Genomic DNA, 12,470 nt, shown 5'->3' on the forward strand with positions numbered 1-12,470 from the left:
CGCCGGGGCGGGCACGCCGTTTGCCCCGTGTAGGTCTTATCCGACAACCCATGGAAAAAAAGAATGGTTCTCCAGACCAGCTCAGCGGGCCAGCCCTGCGCTTACGAGCCCCACTCATCGCCTGCGGGCAGCGGCCTGCGGCTGCTGGTTGCGGATGACAACCGCGACGCCGCCGAGTCGCTGGCACTCCTGATGGAGGTGGATGGCCATACCGTGCAGATCGCCAACGACGGACGGGAAGCGCTGGAGATGGCACAGCGCCTGCGCCCGGACGTCTGCATCCTCGACATTGGCATGCCCGGCATGGACGGCAACACGGTGGCGCGCTGCCTGCGCGATGCCATGCCGGAGCAGCGCATGATGATTGTTGCCGTGACCGGCCGCGCGAAGCAGGAAGACCGGGCGCTTTCGATGGCCGCCGGGTTCGACCTCTATTTCACCAAGCCCATTCCCCTGGGCGAGCTCATGGGCAGCCTCGCCCAATGGCGGGACGCGGGCGCCGCTGCGTCGCCTTCCAGCCCGACGCAAGGCTGATCGCCATGTCCGTGCTGCAGACCATCTGGACCACGGTGCAGGCGGAGTTCGGCGACCTCGCCGACGTCGAGCGCATCACGCGCGCCACCTGGCGCATGGGCGAGGCCTTGCTCCTGGGCGCGGCCATCGGCTGGGACCGCGAGCGCCGCGTGGCCGAGGCCGGGCTGCGCACCCACATGCTGGTGGCGCTGGGGGCGGCCATGTTCGTGCTGCTGCCCCTGGAAGCCGGCATGAACGAGGAGCAGCTCAGCCGCGTGGTGCAGGGCCTGGTCTCGGGCATCGGCTTTCTGGGCGCGGGCGCGGTGCTCAAGGACCAGGACGAGGGCCGCATCCACGGCCTGACCACCGCCGCCTCCATCTGGGCAACGGCCGCGGTGGGCGTGGCCGCCGGCCTGGGGCTCACGGGCACGGCCTTGCTGGCCACAGGCTTCATCCTGCTGGTGCTGGTCTGGCTGCGCCGCCTGGGTCGATCGATCCGGCGGGAGAAGGACGCCGACCCCCCATCAGGCGGGGGACATTGAACGGGCGGTGGCGTTCGGGTGCAGAATGACGCGCGCGCCCCAGGCGCCGCTGTCGACACCCATTTTCAAGGCCCATCGATGCCCCTGCATGGAAAAGAACTGATTGCGCTGGCGGACGAGCTGACGCTGCGGCGGGAAGCCATCCTGCGGGCGTGGCGCGCGTGCGTCGCGGCGGACGCGACGCTGACCACGGGCGCCTCGCTGCCGCACACGCAGCTCAACGACCACATTCCCGCCGTGCTGGAAGGGTTCGAGGAGCAGTTGCGCCCCCCGCGCCTGGAAACGGCCCACCTGGGCGATGCTGCCGCGCACGGCCTGCACCGCTGGCAGCAGGGCTTCGGTCTGGCCGAGGTGGTTCGCGAACTCGGGCGCCTCAACGAATGCGTGGTCAACGAACTCGAGGCGATGGCGCCGGGCCACTCCGTGGCCGCGATGGCCATGGGGCGCACGGTCTGGGCGCAGGTCTACAGCCTGGCCGTGAGCGCGAGCACCGCGCAGTACTTCAAGCTGCAGCAGCTGGAGGCCACCGCCTATGCGCGCGGGCTGGAACAGGCGCTGGAGGGCCTGCGCCACCTGGAGCAGCAGCGCGCCGTGCTCTGGCAGGAAGCCGCGCACGACCTGCGCGGCAACCTGGGCGTGGTGACCAACGCGACGGCGGGGTTGGGCGCGCGGCAGGCCGATCCGGCGGCCCGGGAGACCTTCCTGCGCCTGCTGGGCCACAACGTGCAGGCGCTGCACAAGCTGCTCGACGATGTGACCACCCTGGCACGGCTTCAAAGTGGCCAGGAAACGCGCAACCTCGAGTCCATCGACGTCGTGCCGCCGTTGCGCGGTCTCTGGGAGGCGCTGGAAGACCACGCACAGCAGAAGGGCCTGAGCTTCCGGCTGGACGGCCCGTCGCCTTTCGTGGTGCAGTCCGATCCGGTGAAGCTGCGCCGCATCGTGCAGAACCTGGTGCTCAATGCGATCCGCTACACGCGCACCGGGGGAGTGGAAGTCACCTGGGCCGACGGCGGCGCGCAGGACCCCGACCGCTGGAAGCTCATCGTGAAAGACACCGGCCCAGGCATTCACCAGGCCAAGTCCTCGGAGCTCAAGGACGCGTTGGAGGTCGCCACCCAGCATGCGGAGCAGGTCGTGACCGACACGCACGCCAACCACATCACACACATTCACGATGAAGACGCCGGCGTGCCTGCGCCCGGGGAGTCCGGCGAGCACTATGTGCACGGCGAGGGCATCGGCCTGTCCATCGTCAAGCGGCTGTGCGAGGTGCTCGACGCCACGGTGCAGGTGGATTCCGACAACTCGGGCACCACCTTCCAGATCATGTTTCCGCGCGCCTACGACTGAGGCGCCGGGGCGACCGGCTGGCGCCGCCGGCCGCCCTGCGGCGTGTGGTGGGCGATGACCCGGTGCACCAGGTGCAGCTTGCGCACGGCGGGGCGCGAGAGCACGAAGGGGTAGAAATCGGCCACACCCATGCTGCGTGAGATCTCGTTGAGGGCCACGGTGAGGTGCAGCCAGTGGTTGAGCCAGAGCAGGAACTGCTCGTCGGTCGCGTCCAGCGGGCCGCTGCTGGCGCCATCCTCGCTCAGCACATCGGGGCCGAAGGGCTCGCACACCAGCTCCACCCGGTCACCCCGGATGCCGAAACCGCGCGCGGTGCCCAGCGTGTCGCGCATGTGCAGGTAGTGCGCCCAGGTCTCGGCCCAGTCCTCCCAGGGGTGGCAGCTGGCATAGGCGGAGACGTGGCGGGAGCTCCAGTCGGCCGCCGCGCCGTGGTGGTAGTGGTTCTGCAAGGCCTGCGCGTAGTCGGCGCGCTCGTCGCCGAAGATGGCGCGAAACGGCTCCAGCCATTCCTTGCCGTCGACCAGTCGCTGCCAGAAGTAGTGCCCCGATTCGTGGCGCAGATGGCCCAGCAGCGTGCGGTACGGTTCGCGCAAGGACGTGCGCCGGTGTTCGCGCGTGGCGTCGTCGGCCTCGGCCGCGTCCAGGGTGATCACGCCCTCGGCATGGCCGGTGACCACCGGCGGCAGGCCGGGTTGCGAGACCAGGATGTCGAAGGCCAGGCCGCGCTGCGGGTCTTCGCTGCGCGGCACGATGGGCAGGCGCAAGGCCAGCAGCGAGGAGACCATGCGCCGCTTGGCCTGTTCGATGCGGTGCCACCAGCCGGCGTGTTCGGGCACGTTCAGGTCGGGCAGGGTGCGGGTGAGCCGGCAGCACAGGCACAGCGAGGGCGTCTTGTCGCGCGCCCTGGCGGGCGGGATGAGCCAGTTGCACGCGGCGGCCGACGACAGGTTGTCGCAGCGCCGGTAGGTGCGCTGGCGCGTGCCGGTCTCGCTGCTGCGCCACCAGCCGGGCTCGTCGGTGGGCTCCAGGGGCAGCAGCTTGCCGCGCGCGGCGTCGTAGCCCAGTGCCCGGCCGCAGCCCAGGCACACGCTGTTGCGAAAGAAGATCGGTTGTCCGCAGACACAGGTGAAGGCGCGGTTCAAGGTGAGGGGTCCTCCTGCGCGGGAGTGTGACGCAAGGTGTAGGCGCGCGTGAACTCCGCGCCCAGCAGGAACACCTGCGCGGAGTAGTACACCCAGAGCAGGAAGATGACCAGCGAGGAGGCGGCGCCGAAGACCGAGGCGACACCGCTGCGGCCGATGTAGGTGCCGATCAGCGACTTGCCCACGGTGAGCAGCACGGCGGTGATCACCGCCCCGATCCACACGTCGCCCCAGGCCAGCTTCACGCGCGGCATCCATTTGAAGATCATGGCGAACAGCACGCTGAGGAAGGCCAGGCTCAGCGCGAAATCGGCTGCGCCCGCCAGCAGAGCGAGCTGGCCCAGCCAGGGCGCGGCCCATTTGCCCACCGCCGCCAGGGCCGCGCTGAGCACCAGCGAGACCATGAGCAGGAACCCGATGGCCAGCACCAGCCCCAGCGAGACCAGCCGCGCCCGCAGCAGGTCCAGCACGCCGCCGCTGCGGGGTTCGGTGTTGGTGCGCCAGATGCGGTCCATCGAATTGCGCAACTCGGCGAACACGGTGGTGGCGCCGATCAGCAGCGCGCCCAGGCCCACGACCGTGCCCAGGATGCCGGCGGCGGGGCGGTTCGCGTCCTCCACCAGGCTGTTGATGGTGAGCGCGCTGTCGCTGCCGACCAGTTGCGAGAGCTGCGCGAAGATCTCGCCGCGTGCCGCGGCTTCGCCGAACCACAGGCCGGCGACCGAGATCACGATCAGCAGGATGGGCGCGACGGAAAACAAGGTGTAGAAGGCGAGGGCCGCGCCCATGCTGGGCGCGTCGTCGTCCACCCAGTTCACGACGGTGGCCTTGAGGACGCGATAGATCATCGCGTGCCTTTCAAGGCGTCTGGCCTCCGCCCGCCGGGCCGCTGGCGGCCGATTGACCGGTGCGGGTCGGGCGCGCCGGCTCGGAGATGTCGGCCAGCGCGGCGCCAGCCTGCTGCACGTCGCCCTTGGCGGCCAGGTCACCCAGCGAGAGGATGCCCACCAGGCGCTTGTCGCGGTCGAGCACGGGCAGGCGGCGGATCTGCAGCTGCTGCATCTTGGCCGCCACCTCGGCCAGGCCTTCGTCCTCGAACACCCACTCGACCTGGGCGCTCATGACGTCTTCGAGCCGGGTCTTGCCGGGCGCGAGGTCCTGGGCCACGCCGCGCACCACGATGTCGCGGTCGGTCACCATGCCCAGAATGCGCTGGCCATCGCACACAGGCAGCGATCCCACGTCGAGCTCTTCCATCGCCTGGGCGGCCAGCACCAGGGTGTCCTTCGGTCCGAGCGTGCGCACGCCACTGGTCATCACATCTTTCACTTGCTTCATCGGGCATCTCCTGCTGCGGTTGGTGGCGTTGCCCTCACCGCATGTCGGTGAGAGCGCCTTCGCCAGGGCAGGCGCCGTGCCTGATGGAACGGGCGCGGCGATTGCCGGGCAGGGGTATGGATGCCTTCGTCCATCACCAACGACCCAGGAGCCCCTTCATGATCAACTTCATTCTCTGGCTGGCAGTCGGCGGCCTCGTCGGCTGGCTGACCAGCGTGGTCATGCACCCGGACGGCCGCAGGGGCATCGCGCTCAATGTCGTGGTGGGCGTCGCGGGCGCGGCCATCGGGGGCTGGATCCTCTCGCCCCTGATGGGGGTGGACGTCCGGGACAGCGAGGTCTTCAACGTGGGCGCCTTGCTGGTCTCGATGATCGGCTCGGTCGTCCTGCTGGCGCTCATCAACCTGGTCCGGCGCGACACGGTGCGCTGAAGCCCCCAGGCTGCCTTTCGGCAAAATTTGCCGCAATCGCCGGCGCGCGCGGGCGCGCGCGGTCCGCTTTCCGGGCAACTGTGTCCGAATGTTGTTGCTCTGGGGGCCCGTGTGCCCCTTGAGGCACGCCTCGTGGCGGCGGTCTTGTTTGTTTTTGTGTCTGCGCGGTCGGCGCGGCACGGGGGTTGCATGAAGGCTTGAAGAGGCGGTCGCGCGGTGCGGCCAGCCCGCTGTCAAAAAGCCAGGAGGAGAACCGCATGATCCAGATGGACGCCCGCACCGAGCAGCGCCAGAACCAGACCTTGTCCCCCCGCCTGCAGCATGCCGTGCGGCTGCTGCAGATGTCGTCGCTGGATTTCGGCATCGTCGTGCGCGACGTGCTGGGACGCAATCCCTTTCTCGAAGCGGAGGAGGGCTCGGAAGATGAGGCGCTGGAGGACGGCCGGGACGACGGGATGGACGACCGACAGGAAGATGGCGAGGTGTACGACGGACCGCGCGACACCGATGAGGTGACGCCCGCCCAGGCGCAGGCCGAGATGGATGCCGACCGAGACGAGGCGTCCGACAGCGATGTGTGGCTTGCCGATGGCACCGCCCCCGAACGCCAGGCGGGCGATGGCAACGTATCGGCGCTGGATTTCATGATGGAAGAGACCCCGCTGAACGCCCATTTGCATGGGCAGCTCGGCACCATGGCCCTTGGCGCGCGCGACCGTGCGCTGGCCGGCGTGGTGGTCGAGTCGCTGGACGACGATGGCTATCTGCGCACGCCCTTGAGCGAGCTGTGCGCGGTGGCCGATGTGGTGCCAGCGGCCACGCTGGAAGACATGCAGATCGCGCTCAAGCTGGTGCAGTCGCTGGAGCCAGCGGGTGTGGCCGCGCGCGACGTGGCGGAATGCCTGAGCCTGCAGCTCGGCGAGATCGAATGCCCCCACGTGCGCGCCATGGCGCGCGCCATCGTCAACGACCACATGGACAGCCTGGCGGCGCGCGACGTGCCAGCGATGGCGCGGGCGCTGGACGCCTCGGTGGGCGAGGTCGAGGCGGTGTGCGACCGCATCCGCCACCTGGACCCCAGGCCAGGCTGGCGCCTGAGCTCCTCGCGGGTGAATTACATCGTGCCCGACGTGATCGTGCGCAAGGACCGGGGGTCGTGGAACGTGCAACTCAACGCCGCCGTGGTGCCCAAGGTGCGGCTCAACGAGGTGTATGCCCAGCTGTTCCAGCGCCACCGCTGCGCCGAGAATGCCGAGATGGGCGCGCACCTGCAGGAGGCGCGCTGGACGCTGCGCAACGTCGAGCAGCGCTTCTCCACCATCCTGGACGTGTCGCAGGCCATCGTGCGCCGCCAGCGCCATTTCTTCGAGTACGGCAGCATGGCGATGAAGCCGCTGGGACTGCGCGAGATCGCCGAAGAGGTCGGCATCCACGAATCGACGGTTTCGCGCGTGACCAACAACAAGTACATGGCCACGCCCACCGGCGTCTATGAGCTCAAGCACTTCTTCTCGCGCGCGATGGTCAGCGCCAACGGCAAGGCCTGTTCGGGCACGGCGATCCGGGGCCTGATCCAGGACATCATCGAGTCCGAGACCAGCGACCGCCCGCTCTCGGACGCCGAGATCACGCGACAGCTCGCCCGCCAGGGCCTGACCGTGGCGCGGCGCACCGTCACCAAGTACCGCCAGATGTTGCGCATCGAGGCCGTGGGCCGGCGCAAGCGCCACGACGGCCTGGCGGTGTCGGCCTAGCTGGTCTGGGCCGGCGGCGCCCGGAAGGCTTCGTGCGCCTCGCTCAGCCGCCGCAGCAATTGCTCGGGGTTCACCGGTTTGAGCAGGTGCAGGTCGAAGCCCGCGTGGCGCGCCGCTTCCCGGTCGGCGTCGCGGCCCCAGCCGGTGATGGCCACGAGGTGGATGCCCTGGGTGGTGGGGTCGGCGCGCAACGCGCGCGCCACCTGGTGGCCGTCCAGCCCCGGCATGCCGATGTCGAGCAGCGCCACGTCCGGGACCCGCGCGCGCGCTGCGCGCACCGCCGCTTCACCGTCGTGCACGACCTCGACCTCGTGCCCGTGCGAGACCAGCACGGCCGACAGGCTTGCGGTCAGGTCCACGTTGTCGTCCGCGACCAGGATGCGCAGCGGGCGCAGCGGCACCGGGTGGGGCAGGGTCGCCGCTGCGGCGTCGACCGGCTTGGATCCGGGGTGCAGGCGCGGCAGCCGCACCGTGAAGCATGAGCCGCGGTGCAGGCCTTCGCTGTGCATGGACAGCGAGCCGTCGTGCAGCTGGATGATCTGGCGCGAGAGCGTCAGGCCCACGCCCAGGCCGGCGCTGCCGCGCTGCATGGACTGGTCCGCCTGTTCGAACAGGTCGAAGATGCGTTCCTGCATGGCCGGCTCCACGCCGATGCCGGTGTCGGTCACGGTCACCACGACGGAGGTGTCCGCCGAGGTGAGCGCGAGGTCCACGCGCCCGCCGTGTGGCGTGTAGCGGCAGGCGTTGTTGAGCAGGTTGGAGAACACCTGCGTGAGCCGAACCGCATCGCCGTTCACATACAAGGCCTCGTCAGGCAGGTGCAGCTGGAGCTGCAGGCCCTGCTGCTGCGCCAGCGCCTGGGCGCCTTCGGCGGCGGTGTGCAGCAGTTCGCCGATGTTCAGCGGGGCCGTGTCGAGCGACAGCTTGCCGGTGGCGACGCGGGAGGCGTCCAGCAGGTCGTTGACCAGCCGCACGATGTGCTGGAGCTGGCGTTCGAGCACCGCCAGCGCTTTCTCCCGAGCCTGGGGCGAGACGGTGGGCATCTGCAGCAGGGCCACCGCGCTGGTCATGGGCGAGAGGGGGTTGCGCAACTCGTGGGCAAGGGTGGCGAGGAACATGTCCTTCTGGCGGTCGGCCTGGCGCAACTCGCGCTCGACGCCCTGCCGGGTGACCATCTCGCGCTCCAGCTCGGTGGTGCGGGTCTCGCATTCGGAGAGCATGCGGTTGAAGGCATCCACCAGCACGTCCAGGTCTTTGTAGTCGGTGGCCGGGGCGCGCAGCGACCAGTCGTGGCTGCCGATCACGTCGCGCGCCACCAGGGTCATCTTCTCCAGCGGCGCGGTGATGCGGCGCTGCAGCAGGGCGAACAGGTAGTAGGCCGCGAGCAGGCTGACCGCGCTGACCCCCAGCACGATCAGCGCGAAGTCCACGAAGCGCTGCCACACGCCGTGCTCGGCCTTGAGGTAGAGCATGCCGATGCGCGCGCCGTTGTGCTCGATGGGGCGCACCATCTCCAGCGTGGAGCCGCTGAAGCGCGGCCCCCAGGCGTCCCACGCCAGCGGAATGCGGGCGCGCAACTCGTTCTTGGCGGTGGCGGTGTGCGAGGCGATGAGCGCGCCGTCGCGCCCGTACACGGCCGCGGCGCGGATCTGCGGCTGTTGGCGCAGCAGGTAGAGGTTTTCCCAGATCGCCCGGGTGTCGCTCGCTTGCAGCGCCGGGGCGGTGGAGCGCGCGATCAGTTCGGCCTGGGTGCCCATGTCGGCCATGCCCACGCGGCGGTACACCATCAGCTCATAGGTCAGCAAGGCACCGGCGCTCAGCAGGATCGCCAGCACGGTGGTCAGCATGGCCGCGCGCGTGAGCTGCTGGCGCAACGAGGTGGGTCTCATGGTCTGCGGAGCGCGTGGTTGTGATCAGCAAGCCACTTTAGCAGGCCAATTTCACGCACCGCAAGCGGCCCAGTCCGGCACAATTTGAGCCTGTTTCCGTCCTTCCACCCTTTCACGAGCCCGCATGGCCGAAGCTGTCCCCGAACCCCCGTCCTCCGCCGGGCGCGCAGCGTTTCCCCCGCAGCCGGAGGCGGCTTTGCCTTTCGAGGCCTTGTTTCTGGCCTCGCCGCTGGCCGCCATCGTCTCGCGCCTGAGCGATGGGCGCCTGCTGGCGGTCAACGACGCGTGGCTGGCGCTCACGGGCCAGCGCCGGGAGGAGGTGATCGGCCGCACGACGGTGGAACTCGGGCACTGGATCAGCGCGGACGAGCGCATGCGCTACGTGAACCAGCTGCCCTCACCCGACGCCGTGCAGCACCTGCGCCTGCGCGACGGCGTGTTGCACCGCGTTCGCCTGCACACCACGGTGCTGGACGCGCCGCCCGAACCCCTGGCCCTGGTCTACATCACCGAAGCCACGCGCGAATTCGAAGCCACGCAAGCCCGCCAGCAGACCGAAGCCGCCCTGCGCGAGGCGAACCTCGGGCTGCAGCAGCAGGTGGAGCTGCACGCCGCGATCGAAAAGCTCGCGCGCGTGGGGCATTGGACCAACGCGCCCCACTCGGACAGCGTGGTGTGGTCGCTGGGCCTGTTCGAGATCGCCGGGCTGGAGCCGCGCGACCTGATCGCGCGCGGCGATGGCCGCTCGGGCATCCACCCGGACGACTTGCCGGCCTGGCTGGCGGCGCGCGAGGCGATGGACGGGCGAGAGGTCGAGTTCCGCTGGCACCTGCCCGATGGCTCGCGGCGCTGGTTTCGCACGCGCATCGGCCAGACCAGTGTGGCCGGCAACCCGCAGACCGATTTCGGCGTGGTGCAGGACATCACGGCCGAACGCGAGGCCAGCCAGCGCCTGGCCGAGCAACTCAAGCTGCTGCAGAACATCGCGGCCCGGGTGCCCGGCATGATGTACCAGGCGCGGCTGCGCGCCGATGGCAAGAGCGTGATCTCGTATGTGAACGACATGGTGCGCACCATGCTCGAGATCGAGCCGGCCGAACTGGAGCGGGACGCCGACGTGCTGTTCCGTCGGGTGCATCCCGATGACCGCGCGGCAATGACCGCCTCGCTGGCCGCCTCGGCGCGGCATCTGACCATCTGGCGACAGACCTACCGCGTGTGCCTGCCCTCGGCCGGCACGCGCTGGCATCACGTGGAGGCCGTGCCCCAGCGCGAGGCCGACGGCGCGGTGGTCTGGCACGGTTTCTCCACCGACGTGACCGAGGCGCGGCTGGCCACTCAGAAGCTGGAGCGCCAGCACCGCATGCTCGAGGCGGTGCGTGTCGCCCAGTCGGTGTTCATCGAGGCCGAGGACAAGCGCAGGGCCTTTGAGGGACTGCTGCAGGCGTTCCTCTCGGTCACCGGCAGCGCCTACGGCTTCGTGGGCGAGGTGCTCTACAGCGACACCGGCGCGCCCTACCTGCGCACCAGCGCCATCACCAACATTGCCTGGGACGAGGCGTCGCGCCTGATGTATGCCAGCCAGGCCGAGGACGGCATGGCGTTTCGCAACCTTGATTCGCTGTTCGGGCGCGCCATGCTCACGGGCGATCCCCTCATCGCCAATCACCCGGCAAGCCACCCGCACGCCGGGGGGCTGCCGGGTGGGCATCCGGCGTTGGACTGCTTTCTGGCCGTGCCGCTGGCCGTGGGCGATCGCCTCGTGGCCATGGTGGGCCTGGCCAACCAGCCCGGGGGCTACAGCGAAGACGACATCGAATTTTTGCAGCCGCTGCTGGGCGCGGTGCGCCAGCTGGTGCTGGCCTGGCGCGACCACATCGAGCGCCGCCGCACCCGCGAGCAACTGGAAATCACGGGCGAGCTCCTGACCGAGAAGAGCCTGGACCTGCAGGCCACCCTGGAGAGCATCGAGCAGGGCCTGTGCCGGGTGGATGCGGACAACCGCATCACCGCCTACAACCACCGCCTGCTCGACATGCTGGACCTGCCCGAGGCCTTGCTGCAGGGACAGCCCACCATGGACCAGGTGCGGCGCTTCCAGACCGAGCGCGGCGACTTCGGCCCCGGCCTGGCCTGGGTGGACCCGATTGCCCACAGCCACATCGCGCACGGGCCACAGGTGCCTTCGCCCGAGAAGTACTGGCGCAAGACGCGCGATGGCCGCACGCTGGAGATGCGCACCCGCATGCTGCCCGACGGCGGCCTGGTGCGCACCTTCACCGACGTGAGCTCCTACATGCAGGCGCAGGAGGCCTTGCGCGAGCAGCGCCAGCGCCTGGCCTGGGTGCTGGAGGCCACCCGGCCGGGCATCTGGGAAAACAACATCGCCGACAACATCCTCACGGTCAACGAACGATGGGCGGACATGCTGGGCTACACCTTGCAGGAGCTGCAGCCCATGCGCGCGGAGACCTGGGAGGCGCTGGTGCATCCGGACGACCTGAAACGGGCCGACGAGATTCGCGACCAGCACATCGCGGGCATCCTGCCGTACTACGAGTGCGACATCCGCATGCGGCACAAGGCGGGCCACTGGATCTGGGTCAACACGCGCGGGCGGGTGCACAAACGCGATGCGCAGGACCGCGCCACCTTCATGTCGGGCACCCACCTGGACATCACCGACCGCGTGGCGGCGCAGGAGCAGGTCAAGGCGCTCAACGCCAGCCTGGAGCAGCGCGTGGGAGCGCGCACGGCCGAGCTGGAGCGCTCTATGCGCGACATGGAGGCCATCTCGTATTCGATCGCGCACGACCTGCGGGCGCCGCTGCGTTCGGTCAACGGCTTCGCGTCCATCGTGCTGGAGGACGAGGCCGACCGCCTGAGCCCGACCGGGCGCGACATGTTCGAGCGCATCGCGCGCTCGTCGCGCAACATGGGCCAGATGATCACCGACATGCTGGAGCTGCTGCGCGTGGTGCGCGTGGACCTCGAACCGGTGCCGGTGGACATGGTCGCGCTGGCGCAATCGGTGGTGGAGACGCTCTCGCCGCAGACCAACCACGCGCGCATCGACATCCAGCCCATGCCGCAAGCCATGGGCGACGCCACCTTGTTGCGGCAGGTGTTGTCCAACCTGATCGACAACGGGCTCAAGTACTCGCGCCACCTGGCCCAGCCGGAACTGACGATGGGTTTCGATTCGGTTCAGCGCGCGTACTTCGTGCGCGACAACGGCATGGGTTTTGACATGGCGCACGCCGAGAAGCTGTTCGGCCTGTTCCAGCGCCTGCACACGGGCAGCAACGTGCCGGGCATGGGCGTGGGGCTGGCCATCGTGGCGCGCATCGTCGAGCGCCACGGGGGGCGCGTCTGGGCCGAATCCGCGCCCGGCGAGGGCGCCACCTTCTGGCTGCGCCTGCCGCTGGGCTGAAGCCCTGGCGCGGCGGGGTCAGTTCGCTGCGTCGGGGGTGGGCGTGTTGGCGGCGGCCGCGTCAGCGGTGCTGTC

At 69.6% G+C, this 12,470-nt stretch carries 10 protein-coding genes; 6 read left to right on the top strand and 4 right to left on the bottom strand.

What is annotated here, in order from left to right; genetic code table 11:
- Nucleotides 1–63 precede the first annotated feature (63 nt).
- The 3 genes from KIT86_RS21800 (at nt 64) to KIT86_RS21810 (ending at nt 2,408) form a co-directional block, all read left to right on the top strand.
- Nucleotides 64–534: a response regulator gene (locus KIT86_RS21800; RefSeq protein WP_297402300.1), complete on the top strand. Its 471-nt coding sequence runs from the start codon at nt 64–66 to the stop codon at nt 532–534.
- 5 nt (nt 535–539) lie between these two features.
- Entirely contained in the window at nt 540–1,055 is a 516-nt protein-coding gene (locus KIT86_RS21805) for an MgtC/SapB family protein (RefSeq protein WP_297402302.1), read from the top strand.
- Nucleotides 1,056–1,133: 78 nt separating this feature from the next.
- On the top strand, nt 1,134–2,408 hold the full coding sequence (locus KIT86_RS21810; protein ID WP_297402304.1) for a sensor histidine kinase: 1,275 nt from the start codon (nt 1,134–1,136) through the stop codon (nt 2,406–2,408).
- On the opposite strand, the gene KIT86_RS21815 is transcribed toward KIT86_RS21810, so the two are convergent.
- From KIT86_RS21815 to KIT86_RS21825, 3 genes are read right to left on the bottom strand one after another with little or no spacing between them, the layout of a single operon-like run.
- Nucleotides 2,399–3,550, bottom strand: coding sequence for a putative zinc-binding metallopeptidase (locus tag KIT86_RS21815; protein WP_297402306.1), 1,152 nt, complete (start codon nt 3,548–3,550; stop codon nt 2,399–2,401). The two genes, KIT86_RS21810 and KIT86_RS21815, sit on opposite strands and share 10 nt — an antisense overlap.
- A complete protein-coding gene (locus tag KIT86_RS21820; protein ID WP_297402308.1) occupies nt 3,547–4,398 on the bottom strand; it encodes a YihY/virulence factor BrkB family protein in 852 nt (283 codons plus the stop codon). Before KIT86_RS21820 ends, KIT86_RS21815 begins: the two co-directional genes overlap by 4 nt.
- A gap of 10 nt (nt 4,399–4,408) precedes the next feature.
- A complete protein-coding gene (locus KIT86_RS21825) occupies nt 4,409–4,888 on the bottom strand; it encodes a CBS domain-containing protein (RefSeq protein WP_297402310.1) in 480 nt (159 codons plus the stop codon).
- 158 nt (nt 4,889–5,046) lie between these two features.
- Here KIT86_RS21825 and KIT86_RS21830 point away from each other — a divergent pair, with 158 nt between their 5' ends.
- Entirely contained in the window at nt 5,047–5,319 is a 273-nt protein-coding gene (locus KIT86_RS21830) for a GlsB/YeaQ/YmgE family stress response membrane protein (protein WP_297402312.1), read from the top strand.
- Between the two features lie 257 nt (nt 5,320–5,576).
- Nucleotides 5,577–7,073, top strand: coding sequence for an RNA polymerase factor sigma-54 (rpoN, locus tag KIT86_RS21835; protein WP_297402314.1), 1,497 nt, complete (start codon nt 5,577–5,579; stop codon nt 7,071–7,073).
- On the opposite strand, the gene KIT86_RS21840 is transcribed toward rpoN, so the two are convergent.
- The gene (locus tag KIT86_RS21840; protein WP_297402317.1) at nt 7,070–8,962 is read right to left on the bottom strand and encodes an ATP-binding protein; all 1,893 of its coding nucleotides are present in this window, start codon (nt 8,960–8,962) and stop codon (nt 7,070–7,072) included. The genes rpoN and KIT86_RS21840 overlap by 4 nt on opposite strands.
- Before the next feature lie 124 nt (nt 8,963–9,086).
- Between KIT86_RS21840 and KIT86_RS21845 the strand changes: the two genes are divergently transcribed.
- Nucleotides 9,087–12,395, top strand: a complete 3,309-nt coding sequence (locus KIT86_RS21845) for a PAS domain-containing protein (protein WP_297402318.1) — start codon at nt 9,087–9,089, stop codon at nt 12,393–12,395.
- The last annotated feature ends 75 nt before the right edge of the window (nt 12,396–12,470 follow it).

It is taken from the genome of Hydrogenophaga sp., from assembly GCF_026125825.1.
GTDB lineage: Bacteria > Pseudomonadota > Gammaproteobacteria > Burkholderiales > Burkholderiaceae_C > Hydrogenophaga.

Excerpts from the sequence above, each read along its gene's own strand:
- KIT86_RS21820 (WP_297402308.1), bottom strand. The coding sequence starts at position 4,398 with ATGATCTATCGCGTCCTCAAGGCCACCGTCGTGAACTGGGTGGACGAC.
- KIT86_RS21840 (WP_297402317.1), bottom strand. The coding sequence starts at position 8,962 with ATGAGACCCACCTCGTTGCGCCAGCAGCTCACGCGCGCGGCCATGCTG.
- rpoN (WP_297402314.1), top strand. The coding sequence starts at position 5,577 with ATGATCCAGATGGACGCCCGCACCGAGCAGCGCCAGAACCAGACCTTG.
- KIT86_RS21825 (WP_297402310.1), bottom strand. The coding sequence starts at position 4,888 with ATGAAGCAAGTGAAAGATGTGATGACCAGTGGCGTGCGCACGCTCGGA.
- KIT86_RS21805 (WP_297402302.1), top strand. The coding sequence starts at position 540 with ATGTCCGTGCTGCAGACCATCTGGACCACGGTGCAGGCGGAGTTCGGC.
- KIT86_RS21845 (WP_297402318.1), top strand. The coding sequence starts at position 9,087 with ATGGCCGAAGCTGTCCCCGAACCCCCGTCCTCCGCCGGGCGCGCAGCG.
- KIT86_RS21800 (WP_297402300.1), top strand. The coding sequence starts at position 64 with ATGGTTCTCCAGACCAGCTCAGCGGGCCAGCCCTGCGCTTACGAGCCC.
- KIT86_RS21830 (WP_297402312.1), top strand. The coding sequence starts at position 5,047 with ATGATCAACTTCATTCTCTGGCTGGCAGTCGGCGGCCTCGTCGGCTGG.
- KIT86_RS21810 (WP_297402304.1), top strand. The coding sequence starts at position 1,134 with ATGCCCCTGCATGGAAAAGAACTGATTGCGCTGGCGGACGAGCTGACG.